We start from the raw sequence: 17859 nt of genomic DNA, 5'->3' as shown, positions 1-17859 counted from the left end.
TCGGACCTCTTAAAATTCAACGAGAAACTATAAGGCCTCACAGTTTGGGTGCACGATACGACCGCTATATACCCGATCCTAACATAGTTTCCCAAATTGGTTTATACACCGGATTTGATATACCCTCCCCGTGATACGGATTTTTTCCTTTTGCCTTAGGATTTCTCAACGGTTCGCTCAAACGGTAAATTTGGCTTTCGGGGATGTCACACGCGGGATATAGTTGCGTCAATATTCCGGCCAAAGCCTCTTGTGCATGATAAACACCATACAATCTGTTTCCGGGAGTTACGCCAGGGCTTGAATACCAATCGGCAATTACCCTGGGCTTTGCGCTTTTCACATCCCATCCCCCCGAAAAAGCAATTACCCGGTCTACCTTCTCTTTTTTTGCAATATATAAGCCCATTCCCCCTCCCATTGACTGTCCGGCTATACAGATTTTATCCCATCGCGGCTTGTCCCCGTCCAGATAATTACCCCATCCCCCTTGCGGGTCAGTAGTGTTGAGGTATTGCAATAGTTTAACAAATCTGGGTATAATGGCATCGTGAGGCTGATCGGGAATAGTTGGTAAACTTATATTTCCATAAGCTCTGGCTTGTCTAAAATCTTCATAACAGGTCGGATAAAGGGTCGGAGCCGCACAGACCGCTGTTCCCGCCGGCCTCGAAATGAATGATAGCTGAATAACTCTATACTTGTGTTCTAAAGCAACCTGAAAAAAAGGCGTACCCACTCTCTTGGGTATGCCCCCGTGCCCCCTAGCCACAACATAATTTTATTGTTCACTATTTGCGGGTTATAAAAAACCACGTGGGCAGAATCCCAATAGGTAATGGCCGGATTGGTTTCACTTGGTTTTATTTGCAACGTGACATCAAATTCCCGTGATTTATCCAGTTCTTCGATAGTCAGTAATTTTCGCTCTTCCGGAGGTATAGGCTTGGCTATATCATGGGATATTGCGGTAAGCAACACAACAAGTACTGAAATGTTGAAAAATTTGGGTTTCATAGTAATCGTGGATTTTAAACGCTCCGCGCATAAGAAAATATTTGGTGCACACCAAATCCATTATTTGTTTATTGGCCTAAAATAAATAAAAAGCCGGGAATTGAAAGAAAGGAAAATTTTAAAAGGAACAACAATAAAAAACGCGGTATTCCTACCGCGTTTTTTATGCTATAAAGAAAGTATCTCGACGATCCTCGTCAAGTTGGTATTGATCTCATGTATATGCTTGATGGCTTTGCTGAATGGTGTAAACTGAACCTGTCCACAGATCAAGCCGGCCATTTCACCCCGGCGTCCCTCCAGCAGTCCCTCCACTGCAGCAACCCCCAATCTACTCGCCAGCACTCTATCCATACACGTAGGCTTACCTCCACGCTGTATATGCCCCAATATAGATACCCGTACATCATAGTTCGGATAGCGTTCCTTGATCTTGTCTGCGACGACAAGCCCCCCTTCATCGTCACCTTCGGCAACAATGATAATGCGGGAAGCCTTGTTTTTACGTGTTTTATCGAGGCGATCCAGGATAGCTGTATAGTCTACTTCTATTTCGGGTATCAACACGGCTTCGGCACCGGTACTGATGCCCGAACGAAGAGCGATCAATCCCGAATCCCTCCCCATAACCTCAATGACAAACAATCTATCGTGGGATTCTGCGGTATCTCTTATTTTGTCCACCGCATCCACCACTGTATTGATGGCTGTATCGTATCCTATCGTAAAATCCGTACCGGCCAGGTCGTTGTCGATAGTTCCGGGCATACCTATGATGGGAACATCAAACTCTTCGATGAATTTGGATGCCCCGGTAAAAGTTCCGTCACCTCCTATAACGACCAGTGCGTCAATTCCTAATTTTTGGATGTTATCGAATGCCTGCTGCCGACCTTCCTTGGTCATGAACTCTTCACTACGGGCAGTTTTTAAAATGGTCCCACCCCGTTGAATAATATTGGCAACCGATTTGGCATCCATCGAGACGATTTCTCCATTGACCAACCCATTATATCCTCGCCTCACACCAAAAACATTCAACCCATGATAAATACCTGTACGAACGACGGCTCTAATTCCAGCATTCATACCGGGAGAATCTCCTCCCGATGTCAATACTGCAATATTTTTTATTTTACTCATTTTACAAAAATATCAAAAATGTATTGTATTTTTTATTAAATTTCTATTAAACAAATCACTTATTTGCTTTATAAGCATCGATACCGGATTGCAAAAAAGCAGTGTACTGCACAATATCGTAATTGGCTCCACTGGTCGGAACAAGCAAGCCTCCGCTATTGTCCACAATAGCGTACAAGGGTTGGGAATTGCTCTGAAAACGGGTAATCTGAAAATCTGTATTCTTTTTTCCTACGGTATTTATCTTCTTGCCGCTATGTGATGACACATATTGTTCGTTTTCGGGAAGTTTCAGATCATGCTCATCCACATACAGCTCCACGAGAATAAATTCGGTATTGATCATATTCTTCACCATAGGATCCGACCATACACCAGCCTCCATTTTGCGGCAATTGACACAGGTCCATCCCGTGAAATCGATCAACAAGGGCTTGTCCTGTGCTTTGGCAGCCGCCAAGGCCTCCTCATAATCATAATACGGGTCAAATCCTTTTATCGTAGCGCGACTATGGAAGTGCGTGTAATGCTTTCGAGCAGATGCATCCGTACTGCCATGGAACTGTGCCCCCCCTTGCACCCCTGCGGCCAGATCAAAGTCCTGCGTACCTATAGGTGGCAGAAAAGCGGCTATGGACTTGAGCGGCGCCCCCCACATACCCGGTATCATATAGACCACAAAAGAAAAAACCAAAATAGATAGCACCGTACGTGGAACGGACAAAAAGTCCAAAGGACTATCATGGGCAAAGCGGATCTTGCCGATCAAATACAAACCCATCAGTCCGAATATCGTGATCCACAACGCCAAAAACACCTCTCTGTCCAAAAACTGCCAATTGTACGCCAAATCAACATTGGAGAGGAATTTCAACGCAAGTGCCAGCTCCAGAAATCCCAACACGACTTTCACACTGTTCAGCCATCCACCGGACTTTGGTAAGGATTTCAGCATCGAAGGGAACATGGCAAACAGCACAAAAGGCACAGCCAGAGCCAACGAAAACCCAAACATACCTATGGCGGGTCCCAGACGTTCACCTTTGGTTGCCGCCTCTACCAATAACGTACCGATGATAGGTCCTGTACACGAGAAAGAGACGACTGCCAAACTGGCCGACATAAAAAACAGGCCTACCAATCCTCCTCTATCTGACCCGGCATCGATCTTATTGACAAAAGAACTGGGTAGCGTGATCTCAAAAACTCCAAAGAATGAAGCCGCAAACACCACCAAGAGCAAGAAGAAAAAGAAGTTGAATATACCGTTGGTCGATAAGGCATTCAAAGCCTCTGCCCCAAAAGCTATCGTAATCAACATGCCCAATGCCACATAGATCACAATAATAAAAAGGCCGTACAGGAGAGCCTGTGACACGCCTTTGCTTCTGGAGCCTGCTTTCTTGGTAAAAAAACTCACCGTCAACGGTACCATCGGGAATATACAAGGCATCAAAAAGGCCGCAAAACCTCCTATCAACCCGGCGATAAATATTCCCCACATAGACTGTTTATCACCACTACCCTGAGATGCATCTACAGCAGCAGAAGAGACCGTAGCCGTATCACCGGATAAACTCTCATCAGCCTGCCCATCCGAAAACTCCAGATCATCCGGAACCTCCATCAATTGGGAAGTATCAGCACCGTCCGAAAACTCCAGTCCCTCGACGGAGAGAAGTGTATCCGATTGGCCGTAGGCTGCTGAAACGGCCATGAAAGACACATATAGCAAGGCCAACAAAACCCTTATTTTATTCTTCATACGTTACAGATAAGGATCGTAAAAATAAGAAAAAATAGGGAGAAGGGCGTTGTTTGAATGTAAAGATACCGTAGATGTTCGTAGAGACATAAGATCCTATGCCTCTACTGTTGGATAAACAAAAGCAGGTGACGAAAAACGCCACCTGTTTCAGCTAAAAAATCTTTTGCCGCTACTATTTAATCGTCACCGTAAAATTATACTCATCAGGAGGTAGACACTGGTTTTTGTCACAGGCCTGCCACTCCACCGTACCCGAGACTGTTGTCGGTTTGGCGCTGTTCAACTTTACCTTTTGTTGAAACACTACTTCCTGTGTAAAATAAGGTACGTTCATTTTAAATACCTCTTCGTATTTGGTCTTCGGCTTAGGCTCTGCTGTCTTTCCATTCAGACTATACTCCTTTGAAGGTTTGAATGTAAACACGGTAGGGAGTGGTCCACCATCAGGTACATTTTGCGAATAGATGTTCCAACCGTTCTGAATAGTCGCCTTGATAAAAACAACACCTTCTTTGCTATTTAGTTTTTTCTGTGCCACACTCCATTTCACAGGATTATGGATCTGGGCAAAAGCCCCGGTAATTACCATCAGCACAGCTACAATTGTTAAGCCAATTTTTCTCATCTGTTTAATTTTTCTTAATGGTGATAAAGCTCTGCCCTAACGGCAGGGTTTCATACTATCTATCATTCAAACTTATTGCTATGACCCCGTGAAGGCCAAAAAGTTTAATGCTAAGGTACAGGAATTGAAACTATTTTAACAAGTAATTTTTTTGTTATAGCTGACAAACCATATCTTCTAAGTCGTGTTTTAAGCTTAATTTAAGCCCTCAAATTTTTGGAAGCTTCGGAAGTTTTCAAAGCCTATAAGCTATCTCCTTCAAATCACATTTTATCATTTCTCCGTCCACAAAAATCTGTAAGAGACCATCTTCCTCTACTCCTCTGATCCATCCTTGTACAATATCACCCTTCAATTGATAAGTGCAAATTTCATCCCTTTGGAAAAGCCGATCATTGTATTCCCTCAATAATTCCTCCTGCTGTTCTCCAACCAGGAACCATTCATACATCTTCAGTCTTGCCCGAATGCGGTGCAGCACCTCTACCAGAGACAGATCGTCCGTTGCGCCAGCCAGCTTCAAGGAAGTCGCCTTTTGGCATAGCTCTTCGTGGAAATCGGTCTGTGCGACGTTCAGTCCTATGCCCATAATCGACGCTATCAGTTTATTCCCACTGATCTTGTTTTCAATCAAGATACCACAGACTTTCTGACTATCTATATAGATATCGTTGGGCCATTTGATACATACTTTTTTATCAGGAATATAGCTCCTTACCGTATCGCATACGGCCAAACTGGCCATGGCGGTCAATAAAAATTGCCGGGAAACATCTATATTTTCAAGTTTTACATAGATACTGGCCGTTAGGTTCTGGCCTGGCTTTGTAACCCAGGAGGTTCCCCTCTGTCCACGGCCCTCTGTCTGCATTTTTGCCATAATGGCAGTCCACGAAGGGAGTGGCTTGAAATTTGACAGTAATTGTTTTAAGTAATCGTTTGTGGAGGCCACTTTATTCAAAACAATTAAATGATAAGGCTGATAATATCCAAAAATTGTATTATTTTGCAAAAGAATACTGTTTTAACGTTTTCAAAGTAAAACTATAATATTTATTAATGAGTAAAAAGGAAAAAACAGAATTGTCGAATAAATTGGCCGAAGTGGTAGTACATGGCATGCAGGAGAAGAAAGGTCATGAAATCGTAAAACTGGATATGAGGGAAATAAATGCGACTATTTCTGATTATTTTGTGATATGCCATGCAGACTCCAACATCCAAGTCAACGCGATCGCCAAAAGTGTAGAAGACGAGGTGTACAAGGTATTCAAGCAGGATCCTTGGCATAAAGAGGGACAGGGCAATGGAGAATGGATATTATTGGATTTTGTAGACGTAGTCGTCCACATCTTCAAGACCGAAACACGCCAACACTACAGGATAGAAGACCTTTGGGGAGATGCCAAGATACAATCCTACCAAAGTGCATAACTTATAGCGTATATTAAGATTAGAGAGTATAAATAAGAATGAAGAAGATTCCAAGTAAAAAAGTAACGCCGATACCTCCAAAATTCAATATGATGTGGATATATATCGCCATGATCATAGGTTTTATCGCGCTCAATTATATGTATAGTGGCACGGGGGCGCAGGAGATCACGTACGAAAACTTTGAGAAAAACATGCTTCGTACAGGAGATGTAGAGAAACTGATCGCCTACAACAAGGGCAATATTGTCGAAGTGGAGGTATACATCAAAAAAGACAGGCTACAGGACGACCCGAAATATAAAGATGTCGCTCCTGTGGACAACGCATTGAGTTTTTCCTCCACTGCGAGACCACAGTACATGTTTTCTGAAGGCTCTGCGGAGATCCTGAACGAAAAACTTCGGGAATCCCAAAAGGATATGCCTGAGGATATCGCACCGATATCGGCCAAATGGGAAGAACGTACCAATGCATGGGGAGGTTTCTTTATCTCCTTTATCCTGCCGTTGATCATTATCGTCGCCCTGTGGATGTTTCTGATGCGACGTATGAGCGGTGGTGCCGGAGGAGGTGGTGGTGCCATCTTCAACATCGGCAAATCAAAAGCACAGCTATTTGACAAAGAATCTCAGATCAACATTACATTCAACGATGTAGCAGGGTTGGAAGAGGCCAAAACCGAGGTCATGGAAATCGTGGATTTTCTTAAGAATCCCAAAAAATATACCGAACTGGGCGGTAAAATCCCGAAAGGGGCACTGCTTGTCGGCCCTCCGGGCACCGGAAAGACCTTGCTGGCCAAGGCTGTTGCCGGTGAAGCCCAAGTACCGTTTTTCTCTTTGTCCGGTTCCGATTTTGTCGAAATGTTCGTCGGTGTAGGGGCATCACGTGTGCGGGACTTGTTCAAGCAGGCCAAAGAAAAGGCACCTTGTATCATATTCATTGACGAGATCGATGCCATAGGCCGTGCTCGGGGCAAAAACTCCATCATGGGTGGTAATGATGAGCGAGAGAATACGTTAAACCAGCTTTTGGTTGAAATGGACGGCTTTGGCACCAACTTAGGTGTTATCCTGTTGGCTGCGACCAACCGTTTGGATGTATTGGATTCGGCCTTATTGCGTCCAGGTCGCTTTGACCGTCAGATTTCCATTGACAAACCTGACCTGATCGGCCGTGAACAGATATTCAATGTACATTTGAAACCCTTAAGGCTTGCAGAGGAAGTCGATGCCAAAAAACTTTCGGCACAGACCCCTGGTTTTGCCGGCGCAGAAATTGCCAACGTCTGTAATGAAGCTGCACTCATCGCCGCAAGAAAAAACAAGAAAGCTATAGACATGCAGGATTTCCAAGACGCGATAGACCGGGTGATCGGTGGATTGGAAAAGAAAAATAAAATCATCTCTCCTGAAGAGAAAAAGATTGTGGCTTACCACGAAGCAGGACATGCTATCGCAGGTTGGTTCCTCGAACATGCCGATCCATTAGTCAAGGTATCTATTGTCCCACGTGGGGTAGCCGCACTGGGCTATGCACAGTACCTCCCCAAGGAACAGTTTCTGTACACGACCGAACAATTGATGGACAGCATGTGTATGACTATGGGTGGCCGTGTCGCCGAGGATATTACCTTCGGACGGATCTCTACAGGAGCACAAAATGACCTGGAGCGTATCACTAAACTGGCTTATGCCATGGTAGCTGTGTATGGTATGAACGACAAAGTGGGCAATGTGTCTTTCAAGGATAGTTCAGGAGAATCCCAATTCCACAAACCTTATTCGGATCAAACGGCAGAACTGATCGACGAAGAGGTACGTCAGCTTATTACCTCTGTGTATGAGCGTACAAAAGAGCTGTTATTGGAAAAAAGAGAGGGATTGATCAAGATTGCCGAGAAACTTCTGGAAAAGGAAATTCTATTCCAGGCCGACTTGGAGGAAATCCTTGGCAAGAGACCTTTTACGCACCGTACGACGTACGACGAATTTGTAAATGGCGGGGTAGACGGAGGTGGCGTTCCTCCTACCGAATATCCACTACCGAATATTCCAGAGGAGAGTAGCAACGCTAGTGTACCTCCTTCAGAACCTTCTCCTGAAGAAGCGAATAGTTCTCAACAATAATAGTAATGGGAGTATCTAAAAAGGTGTCATGTTAAGCGAAGCCGAAACATAACGCCTTTTTAGACACCCCTTTTATCTTTTCTATGAACATCAGAAATACAACGGCCAAGGAACGCATGCTAAAGAAAGTACGGCAAGCCCTGCTTCAGAAGCGCGAGAATCCACACCCCAATCTGGAAGAGATGCCGCTGTATAAAGATGAAACCGAGCCATTGGACGTGACTTTTGCCAGGGAACTAAATGCTGTTTCCGGTAATTTTATCTATTGTGACGGTGAAATTTCTGTTGTAGAGAATCTTATTGCCTTGGTCGAGCAGTTCCACATCAGCAAGATCGTTGTATGGGAACCTGCCATACAAAAAATGTTGGGACATTACGGCTTTCCTTTCTTAAAAGGCGAGGACAATCTTCAGGATGTAGAAGCAGGAATCACCGGTTGTGAGGCTTTGATCGCCCGCAATGGTAGTATCTTGGTGTCCAATGCAAACAGGAGCGGAAGAAGCCTCAGCATTTTTGCTCCTATCCATATCGTGTTTGCCAAAGCTTCCCAAATCGTCATGGACATCAAACATGCATTGACGTTGGTCAAACAAAGATATGGCGAACAGCTCCCGTCTATGCTCAGTGTCGTGACGGGCCCCAGCCGAACCGCCGATATAGAAAAGAAACTCGTGTTGGGTGCACATGGCCCCAAAAACCTGTATGTATTTTTAATCGAAGATAGATTCTGATTTTATGTTACAATATCTCTACGCTACTCCTGTTGCAAGTATCATTTTTGTCCTCACCATCGTGACGAGTGTCTATGCTTTTTCAAATCCGCAGATCTATGGCAACATGATGCTCCACCCTTATAGTATCCATCGGAATAAATCGAAATGGTACACTGTTTTTACGAGTGGAATCATCCATGCTGATTGGATGCACCTGATCTTCAATATGGTCACGTTCTTTTACTTTGGCTTCTCATTGGAGAGCATATTTGTGCAAGCCAATGGACCTTTGGGGCATCTGTATTTTGCAATGCTATATATCGTCAGTCTGGTGTTGAGTGATATTCCTACCATCATACAACAAAAAAACAATCCAGGCTACTACAGCCTTGGGGCCTCCGGCGCCATTTCGGCAGTCCTGTTTAGCTTTATACTCTTTTACCCCAAGGCCGAACTACGGATATTCTTTGCGATCCCTATGCCGGCTTATCTGTTTGCTGTACTCTACATCGGCTATTGTATATGGGCCTCCAAGAATTCGCAGGATCGCATCAACCACGATGCCCATCTCTTCGGTGCTTTATCCGGGTTACTGATCACTATCGTGTTGCACCATTGGATCATCGGACATTTTATCGGGCAGTTTTAACCCGCCCAATTCTCCCGATCCAAACTCCTGAATTGTATCGCCTCGGCCAGATGTTGGTTCTGAATATATTCGGAGCCATCCATATCCGCTATAGTGCGGGCGACTTTCAGTATACGATCGTAAGCTCGCGCGGATAGATGCAACCTTTCCATCGCGACTTTCAATAGATTTCGGCCGGTATCATCAATTTGACAGATCTCGCGCAAAGACTTTGAACCCATCTGTGCATTGCAGTGCACATGATCGTCCTGCGCAAACCTCTTCTCCTGTATCCGTCGGGCTTGGATAACGCGGGCACGAATATCCTCACTCCTCTCGGCCGTACGACTACTTGACAACTCTTTGAATTCCACGGGGGTGACTTCTACATGCAGGTCTATACGGTCTAGCAGTGGCCCCGAAACCTTGCTCAAATAGCGTTGTACAGCGGCTGAACCGCATACACAATCCTTGTCCGGATGGTTGTAATATCCACAGGGACACGGATTCATAGCCGCGATCAAAACAAAACTGGCCGGGTAATCCACTGTAAATTTTGCCCGGGATATCGTAATATACCGGGACTCCAATGGCTGCCTCATAACCTCCAATACTGTTCGCTTGAATTCGGGCAACTCATCCAGAAAAAGTACACCGTTGTGCGCCAATGAAATTTCGCCGGGTTGTGGATTAGACCCTCCTCCGACGAGTGCCACGTCAGAAATCGTATGATGTGGCGCACGAAACGGGCGGATACTCAACAGTGATTCGGAGGAATGCAGCTGTCCTGCCACAGAATGGATTTTGGTCGTTTCTAGTGACTCTTCTAAAGAGAGCGGCGGAAGTATGGTAGGCAAACGTTTGGCAAGCATGGTTTTTCCTGCTCCGGGAGGTCCTATGAGAATGACATTATGTCCTCCTGCAGCAGCGATCTCCAATGCCCTCTTGATATTTTCCTGTCCCTTTACATCTGCAAAATCTATATCATATGTGTTGATCTTGCACAAAAATTCCTCTTCGACATCCACGACAGTAGACTCGATAGTACTCTGGTCTCGAAAAAATGCAACGACTTGTTCCAACCGATCTACCCCAACGATGTGGAGACCGGAGACAACAGCAGCTTCACGGGCATTGGTCCTGGGCAGGACAATTCCTTTATATCCTTCCTTTTTGGCCTGTACAGCGATAGGCAAAACCCCTTTGACTGACTGTATCGTCCCATCAAGGGACAATTCGCCCAAAAGGATATACTCACCGATGATGTCTGGTTCAATCTGTCGGGAAGAGGACAATATACCTATAGCTATGCTCAGGTCATAGGACGAACCTTCTTTTCGGATATCGGCCGGCGCCAGATTAATGACAATCTTCTGTCTAGGCATACGAAGACCTATTGCCGCAATGGCACTTTCTATCCGGCGCAGGCTTTCTTTGACAGCATTGTCGGGCAATCCAACGATATAAGAATGTAAACCCGCAGTTATATTGACCTCTACCGTAATGATAGACGCCTCTATTCCATACACTGCGCTACAAAATGTTTTTACAAGCATACAGACTTAATTGGTTAGCTAAATATAATAATTTTTGCGCAAACAAAGTATTATTCAAGAAAATAAGATGATTTTGCTATACATTGATAGAATAATCGTATATTGGGTTAGCAGAAAAAAATGAAAAAAATTAAACGTTTCTTCTTTTTTTGTGTTTAATAGATAGTAAGATATAATAATTAAAAAGCATATGAAGGATAGTGGAAAAATAGTAACCGCCATGTTGGCTGGTTTGGCCGCAGGGGCAGTTTTGGGTATTTTATTTGCACCGGACAAAGGGTCAGAGACAAGAGACAAACTGAATGAATCGTTAGCCGATTTGGGTGATGCCCTCAAAGAACGTGCTGAAGAGCAGTTCGACCAATTGAACGAATTCAAGGAAAAAATATTGTCGGCCGTGAAATCCAAACTTTCGAAAGCAGAGGATATCATCGAAGAAGAAATCGAAGAGCATGCCTGACATTATTTAGCACCAGATAGATCTGGTGCTAAAGTAAGGTAGTAATTGATTTCTAGCCCTTTTCTTTTAAAACAATATTTGCGCATGGACGATCAAAAATTTTCTTTATCAGGAAGCTTTCAAAAAGCGAAAGAATATGTAGATACACAGATCGAATTGACCAAGCTAAAGGCTTTGGCCAAGGCTGCCCGCATTGGAGGTGCTTTGGTCGTGGATGCCACGAAACTCATATTAGGATTGATCGTCATATTCTTTATTTCTTTGGCTTTGGGTTTCTACTTAGGCGAACTGATGGGAAGCAATGCCTTGGGCTTCTTGACGACAGGAGCTTTTTTCTTGTTACTGATATTGATTATCCGGGTTTTTGAACCCAGGTTGGAAGCTCGTTTTACAGATATGACTATCCGTAAGGTACTGGCCAAGTGGAACGAGGAGGATGAAGACGTATCCATATTCGGGGAACAAGAAGAGAAAACAAAAGGAGAAGATACTATTGACAAGGAGAAAACAGATGAGCCACAAAATCACTAATATTGCCGATCTGCAAAGGGAGATAGCACGGCTGAAGAACCTGAAAAAAGAGCAGGAAGCTTATCTGCTTGACCAGTATGCCTTGCTCCGAAAGAAAATCGAGATGCCTTCCCGAATTTTGGGTATGGTGACTTCCTATATTCCAGGCGTCGATATGGTAAAGGGTCTCTTTTCTTCCATAACTTCGAAGAATAAGGTGAGCGGCAAATCGGATTGGCTGACCAACACCTTACGCTTAGCACTTCCATTGGTGCTAAACAAAACCTTGTTGAAGAATGCGGGATGGCTCAAAAAGTCTATGGTACTTTTAGCTTCGGAAGGCGCCGCCGGACAGATCAACCAAGATAAAATACAGTCTTTTGTCTCCAAGATAGTAGGTTTTATCCGGCCCGCGAAGAAAAAGAAAAAACACAAGGAAGTTCCGCCTTTGGCAGAGAGCAAACAGGATGCTTTCAATTTTGGTATTCCTCCCGAAAGTGAAACATCTTAGTAAAATAGTGGTCAGTCATCAGTTGTAAGTAATCAGTACCAAACTTTGCAAACTGTTTATTTAATGGCTTTATAAATGATATGGGGGGAACAATTGAACTTATCAAAAACAGGTCAGATATAGGCGCAGGAACGAGAGGTTCGGATTTGGGAATAGATGCGATGGAAATTGCCGCCATCAACAAAGGGAATCGCTTCTTTCAAGACCATACCTATGCAGATATCCCGACCCGCAATGAAAGTATTTATACAGATGACGGAAGCCCTTTCGCCAAGCATATCAAAGAAATCTATCAGCAATGCCAACAAGTAGCCTCAACTGTAGAAGATAGTCTCTTGAAGCACAATTTTCCGTTGGTATTGTCCGGAGACCATTCTTCGGCCATGGGAACGATCTCGGGCGTAAAATCAGCCTTCCCCAACGAAACATTAGGCGTAATCTGGATTGATGCCCACGCCGATATCCATTCTCCCTATACTACTCCTTCGGGCAACATGCACGGAATGCCTTTGGCTGCAGTCCTACAGGAGAGCAATCTACCCTGTCATATCAACGATATTCAGGGAGATATACCTATCTTTTGGGAAAAACTCCAGAAAATTGGTATAGACATGCCCAAGCTAATCCCCCCACACTTGATTTATTTTGGTGTACGCGATACAGAAGAGCCGGAAGACCTGTTGATCGAACGCTTGGGGATCAAAAATTATACAGTTGAAGAAGTGCGGGAAAGAGGATTGAAAGCCAGTGTCGCAGATGCTCTTAACCGACTATCTGCCTGCGATAAGCTCTATGTCTCTTTTGATGTGGACAGCATGGACAGTGAACTGATAGCTGACGGCACAGGTACGCCCGTACCGCGAGGTTTTATGCCTTCGGAGATCGTACTGTTGCTACAGGATATTTTCCGTTCCGGAAAAGTCACCTGCTTAGAAATAGCTGAAGTGAATCCCCTTTTGGATCACCAAGGCAACCGTATGGCAGAAGTCGCATTTGATATACTCGAACAGATTACCCCTTTAATAGAGAAGTCCTAGACGTGCAAAGCTTTTGAAACTTCGCAAGTCTTTCTATACAAACCTCATAGTTTTTTTTATGTCTTGTTGGATTAAATTCAAAAAATCGTGCAAACGATTGATGTAATAATAAAAGTCCAAGAGAGCTTGCAATTCTTAAAAATATACTGCAAAAACCGTATCTTTGCGCATTCAACAAACAAATGGCTTATTCATCGAATAATTTGTTTGTCAAAGAGTTAATGATTTAAGGCAATTGCAATTAAAAAGCAAAATGAGCAACGTATATTACCAGGAAAAATTTGAGGATCGACACAATGGTCCCAGTTCTGCACAAGTAGACGACATGTTGAGATTTTTGGGTGTAAATTCATTGGATGAGCTGATCGAACAGACCATCCCTGCACCTATCCGTAGAAAGCCACTAAACCTCCCCAAAGCATGGAGCGAGGTCGCTTACCTGGATAAAATAGCTCAGATTGCCGAGAAAAACAAAGTATTCAAATCTTATATCGGACAAGGCTATTACAATGTCGTCGTTCCGGGCGTTATCCAACGTAACGTGTTGGAGAATCCTGGATGGTACACACAATATACCCCTTATCAGGCAGAGATTGCCCAAGGCCGTCTTCAAGCCTTGTTGAATTTTCAGACGGTTGTCTCCGATTTGACAGGACTTGAGATAGCAAACGCATCTTTACTGGATGAAGCAACGGCTGCTGCCGAGGGCATGTTCATGTTATACAGTGCCCGCAAAAACAAAGATGCAAATGTATTTTTGGTATCTCCAACTGTATTTCCGCAGACTTTGGACGTGTTGCAAACAAGAGCCGTGCCATTCGGAGTAGAGATTCGTATCGCAGAAATTACGGCATCTAACCTTTCGGATGATGTCTTTGCAGCATTTGTCCAGTATCCCGCAGCCGACGGAACCATCGCCGACTATAAGGATTTTACGGAAGCAGCGCATGCACAGGGCATTACGACATGCGTAGCTGCCGATCTGTTGTCTTTGACGTTGTTAACCCCTCCGGGAGAATGGGGTGCAGATGTCGTGGTCGGCAATTCCCAACGTTTTGGCGTGCCTATGGGATTTGGCGGCCCTCACGCGGCTTTCTTTGCGACCAAGGAGGCCTACAAACGTAATATACCGGGTCGTATCATCGGGGTGACTTCCGACTCCAACGGAGAATATGCGCTGCGCATGGCTCTCCAGACCCGTGAGCAACACATCCGCCGTGACAAAGCCTCCTCAAATATCTGTACAGCACAGGCTCTACTGGCCATTATGGCTTCCTTCTATGCTGTCTACCATGGACCAGAAGGGTTAAAAAACATCGCCTCACGTATCCATGATTTGACAAAACTGGCGGACAGAGCTATTCAGGCATTAGGTTATGAACAAAGCAATGCTTCTTATTTTGATACCTTGCGTTTCAAGGTTGGAGATCAGATCGGAGCATTGAAAGCCGAAGCATTGGACAATGAGCTCAACTTCTACTATAACGAAGACACTGTCGGCATCTCTATCGACGAGACCACGACCTTTGAAGATATACAGACGATCGTCAAGGTGTTCGCCAAGATCAAAGGTATCTCACAAAATGACCTTGATCTAGCTGGACTGACGCCGGAACTGCAATCTGTTATTCCAGATGTACTCGTTCGTACTTCACCTTACTTGACACACCCTATTTTCAACAGCTATCATTCTGAGAGTGAAATGCTGCGTTATATCAAATCCCTCGAAGCCAAAGACCTTTCTTTGTGCCATTCGATGATTCCGTTGGGATCCTGTACGATGAAGCTCAACGCAACTACAGAAATGGTTCCTGTGACCTGGGCACGTTTTGGTGGTCTCCATCCATTTGCTCCGGCCGACCAGACTTCGGGCTACATGCAATTGATCAATGAATTGAACGATTGGCTATGTGAGATTACGGGTTTTGCCAAGATGTCCTTCCAACCTAACTCCGGGGCGCAGGGTGAATACGCCGGACTCATGGTCATTCGTGCCTATCACGAAAGCCGTGGCGAAGCACACCGCAATATCTGCTTGATCCCAGCTTCGGCACACGGCACCAATCCTGCTTCGGCTTCGATGGCTGGTTTGAAAGTCGTGGTGGTAAAATGTGATGATCGCGGCAATATCGATGTAGAGGACCTTAGGGCAAAAGCAACAGAGCATGCCGCAGATCTGAACGCTCTGATGGTCACTTATCCATCTACCCACGGTGTATTTGAAGAGCCCATTATCGAAATCTGTCGTATCATCCACGAAAATGGCGGGCAGGTCTACATGGACGGTGCCAATATGAATGCACAGGTTGGCTTGACCAGTCCCGGATTTATCGGGGCAGACGTTTGCCACCTCAATCTACACAAAACATTCTGTATACCTCACGGCGGAGGTGGTCCGGGTATGGGGCCAATCGGTGTAGCAGCCCATCTTGTACCATTCTTGCCAAATCATCAAGTCGTATCCGTATCGGGCGAGCAAGGTATATCCGCCGTATCGGCGGCGCCGTTTGGGTCAGCATCTATCCTGGTTATATCCCATGCGTATATCGCCATGATGGGTGGAGATGGTTTGACCGAAGCAACAAAAATCGCCATTCTGAATGCCAATTATATCAAGGCTCGTTTGGAAGAACATTATCCTATTCTCTATGCAGGAGCCAACGGACGCTGTGCACACGAGATGATCGTCGATTGCCGTACATTCAAGAGCGTAGGTATCGAGGTCGCGGACATTGCCAAACGCTTGATGGACTATGGCTTCCACGCACCTACCGTATCCTTTCCGGTAGCAGGTACCTTGATGATCGAACCGACAGAGTCCGAGTCCAAACCAGAATTGGATCGTTTCTGCGATGCCTTGATCGCTATACGTCAAGAAATTGCGGCGGTAGAGTCAGGCGAGGTAGACCAGAAAGAGAATGTGTTGAAAAATGCGCCGCATACCGCAGCTATGGTTACAGCAGATGATTGGGGCAGATCCTATTCACGCCAAACGGCAGCTTATCCGCTCCCTTATCTCAAAGCCAACAAATTCTGGCCTTCGGTAGGTCGTGTAAACGATTCGCAAGGTGACCGGACATTGATCTGTTCCTGTCCATCTATCGAAGAATACGCAGAAGCTTAGATATATTCATAGTAGAGACGCAAAATTTTGCGTCTCTACTACCTTAATACCTCTTCCAAAAACAATAACGTATGATTCCAGGCTCTTGTAGCCATCACCTCGTTGTATTCTGCCGATTCTGGATTGGTAAAGGTGTGCCCACAATGTGCATACGTGATGATCTGCCAATCAGCTTTGCCCTCGTTCATCTCACGTACCAAAGACTCATAATCTGCTGAACTGACACTTTTATCGGCCGCAGGATGTTCGACAAGAACTTTGGTGTGGATCGGGCCATTGAGGCGATCGGCTGCTTTGGCCAAACCACCGTGAATACAGACCACACCTTGTACGGGCAATCCCCCACGGGCAGTTTCCAATGCTCCCGTACCACCAAAGCAATACCCGATAACAGCCACTTTATCCGGATTTGCCCCTTGCCTTTTGAGTTCTTCCAACCCCGCCGCGATACGCTGTTGGTATGCCTTGTAATCGTTTTTGTAATGCGATGACATCTTTGCTGCCGCTGCATTGTCCACCGGGGTATTACCTTCACCGTAGATATCGGCTATAAAAGCAATATATCCTTCTTTTTCCAAGTTCAATGCGGCCTGTCTGGCTTCATTGTCGATGCCTTTCCAAGCCGGCAGAATAAGGACTCCGGGTAATTTTTGTCCTGCATTGGACGTTACCAAGCCATTCAGCTTTTGAGTTCCATCTTGGTAGCCAACCGGCTTCAAATCTTGCGCCTGCACTACAGCTGAGCCCATAAGGCTGACCAATAAAGACAAGATCAGTATGGTGTTTGTTCTTCTTGTATTCATGATTTACTTATTTTCATTCCTATATTGTTCATAAAACCACAGGAGAAAGCCCAGATAGATACCATGCACCAGCTGAGCCTGCACGGCTCCCCAATTCTCAATGGTCGAGCTCCCCAATACGAGTACACCCATCAACGCCAATGCACCATATAAGATGTATCTCGTCTGAAAACCGATAAGCAGAGCGGCTCCCAGAACAGCTTCTACAACCGGCAAGATGTACCCGAAGGCCAAAACCAATCCCGAAGGTAGCACCGAACTTTCCATGGAAGACACCATACCTTCCGCAAAAGCAGTCAGCTTAGGAAGCCGGACCAGTCCGTGTCCCAATAGTGAAATGGCTATGGGCAGCTGTAAAAAGAAAAAAGTTATCTTAAAATTTTTCATGGACAATAATT

The 17859-nt window shown here is 45.0% G+C and carries 18 protein-coding genes; 9 read left to right on the top strand and 9 right to left on the bottom strand.

The features are described from left to right. Positions 1-64: 64 nt before the first annotated feature. From G5B00_RS03150 to G5B00_RS03125, 6 genes are all read right to left on the bottom strand, one after another. Positions 65-772: a BPSS1187 family protein gene (locus G5B00_RS03150; protein ID WP_163871798.1), complete on the bottom strand. Its 708-nt coding sequence runs from the start codon at positions 770-772 to the stop codon at positions 65-67. Beyond that, positions 709-1017: a hypothetical protein gene (locus G5B00_RS03145; RefSeq protein WP_163871797.1), complete on the bottom strand. Its 309-nt coding sequence runs from the start codon at positions 1015-1017 to the stop codon at positions 709-711. The genes G5B00_RS03150 and G5B00_RS03145 overlap by 64 nt, the downstream gene beginning before the upstream one ends. A gap of 168 nt (positions 1018-1185) precedes the next feature. Then, positions 1186-2160, bottom strand: a complete 975-nt coding sequence (gene pfkA / locus G5B00_RS03140) for a 6-phosphofructokinase (RefSeq protein ID WP_163871796.1) — start codon at positions 2158-2160, stop codon at positions 1186-1188. A 55-nt stretch (positions 2161-2215) separates the two neighbouring features. Next, complete coding sequence (locus tag G5B00_RS03135) at positions 2216-3925, bottom strand: protein-disulfide reductase DsbD family protein (RefSeq protein ID WP_240894364.1); 1710 nt, start codon at positions 3923-3925, stop codon at positions 2216-2218. A gap of 175 nt (positions 3926-4100) precedes the next feature. Then, positions 4101-4553, bottom strand: a complete 453-nt coding sequence (locus tag G5B00_RS03130; protein WP_163871795.1) for a protein-disulfide reductase DsbD domain-containing protein — start codon at positions 4551-4553, stop codon at positions 4101-4103. 235 nt (positions 4554-4788) lie between these two features. After that, positions 4789-5565, bottom strand: a complete 777-nt coding sequence (locus G5B00_RS03125) for a biotin--[acetyl-CoA-carboxylase] ligase (protein WP_163871794.1) — start codon at positions 5563-5565, stop codon at positions 4789-4791. Between the two features lie 47 nt (positions 5566-5612). Between G5B00_RS03125 and rsfS the strand changes: the two genes are divergently transcribed. The 4 genes from rsfS (at position 5613) to G5B00_RS03105 (ending at position 9481) form a co-directional block, all read left to right on the top strand. After that, the gene (gene rsfS, locus G5B00_RS03120; protein WP_163871793.1) at positions 5613-5987 is read left to right on the top strand and encodes a ribosome silencing factor; all 375 of its coding nucleotides are present in this window, start codon (positions 5613-5615) and stop codon (positions 5985-5987) included. Positions 5988-6025: 38 nt separating this feature from the next. After that, positions 6026-8119, top strand: a complete 2094-nt coding sequence (gene ftsH / locus G5B00_RS03115) for an ATP-dependent zinc metalloprotease FtsH (RefSeq protein ID WP_163871792.1) — start codon at positions 6026-6028, stop codon at positions 8117-8119. Positions 8120-8202: 83 nt separating this feature from the next. Continuing rightward, the gene (locus G5B00_RS03110; protein ID WP_163871791.1) at positions 8203-8850 is read left to right on the top strand and encodes a lactate utilization protein C; all 648 of its coding nucleotides are present in this window, start codon (positions 8203-8205) and stop codon (positions 8848-8850) included. Positions 8851-8854: 4 nt separating this feature from the next. Further along, positions 8855-9481, top strand: coding sequence for a rhomboid family intramembrane serine protease (locus G5B00_RS03105; protein ID WP_163871790.1), 627 nt, complete (start codon positions 8855-8857; stop codon positions 9479-9481). On the opposite strand, the gene G5B00_RS03100 is transcribed toward G5B00_RS03105, so the two are convergent. After that, positions 9478-11016 (bottom strand): YifB family Mg chelatase-like AAA ATPase, encoded by a 1539-nt coding sequence (locus tag G5B00_RS03100; protein WP_163871789.1) that lies wholly within the window; start codon positions 11014-11016, stop codon positions 9478-9480. The two genes, G5B00_RS03105 and G5B00_RS03100, sit on opposite strands and share 4 nt — an antisense overlap. Before the next feature lie 190 nt (positions 11017-11206). Between G5B00_RS03100 and G5B00_RS03095 the strand changes: the two genes are divergently transcribed. The 5 genes from G5B00_RS03095 (at position 11207) to gcvP (ending at position 16658) form a co-directional block, all read left to right on the top strand. Then, positions 11207-11476 carry a YtxH domain-containing protein gene (locus G5B00_RS03095; RefSeq protein ID WP_163871788.1) on the top strand — a complete coding sequence of 90 codons (270 nt, stop codon included), beginning with the start codon at positions 11207-11209 and terminating at the stop codon, positions 11474-11476. An 84-nt stretch (positions 11477-11560) separates the two neighbouring features. Next, on the top strand, positions 11561-12007 hold the full coding sequence (locus G5B00_RS03090; protein ID WP_205966275.1) for a phage holin family protein: 447 nt from the start codon (positions 11561-11563) through the stop codon (positions 12005-12007). Further along, positions 11988-12497, top strand: coding sequence for a hypothetical protein (locus G5B00_RS03085; protein ID WP_163871787.1), 510 nt, complete (start codon positions 11988-11990; stop codon positions 12495-12497). Before G5B00_RS03090 ends, G5B00_RS03085 begins: the two co-directional genes overlap by 20 nt. An 80-nt stretch (positions 12498-12577) precedes the next feature. Next, positions 12578-13534 (top strand): arginase, encoded by a 957-nt coding sequence (locus G5B00_RS03080; RefSeq protein ID WP_163871786.1) that lies wholly within the window; start codon positions 12578-12580, stop codon positions 13532-13534. Positions 13535-13787: 253 nt separating this feature from the next. Then, positions 13788-16658: an aminomethyl-transferring glycine dehydrogenase gene (gene gcvP, locus G5B00_RS03075; protein WP_163871785.1), complete on the top strand. Its 2871-nt coding sequence runs from the start codon at positions 13788-13790 to the stop codon at positions 16656-16658. A gap of 38 nt (positions 16659-16696) precedes the next feature. On the opposite strand, the gene G5B00_RS03070 is transcribed toward gcvP, so the two are convergent. After that, positions 16697-17461 carry a dienelactone hydrolase family protein gene (locus G5B00_RS03070; protein ID WP_163871784.1) on the bottom strand — a complete coding sequence of 255 codons (765 nt, stop codon included), beginning with the start codon at positions 17459-17461 and terminating at the stop codon, positions 16697-16699. Positions 17462-17464: 3 nt separating this feature from the next. After that, positions 17465-17848, bottom strand: coding sequence for a MauE/DoxX family redox-associated membrane protein (locus G5B00_RS03065; RefSeq protein ID WP_163871783.1), 384 nt, complete (start codon positions 17846-17848; stop codon positions 17465-17467). Positions 17849-17859 lie beyond the last annotated feature (11 nt).

It is taken from the genome of Parapedobacter sp. SGR-10 (genome assembly GCF_011030405.1).
Taxonomy (GTDB): Bacteria; Bacteroidota; Bacteroidia; order Sphingobacteriales; family Sphingobacteriaceae; genus Sphingobacterium.
This window is presented reverse-complemented; position numbering and strand designations above follow the sequence as displayed.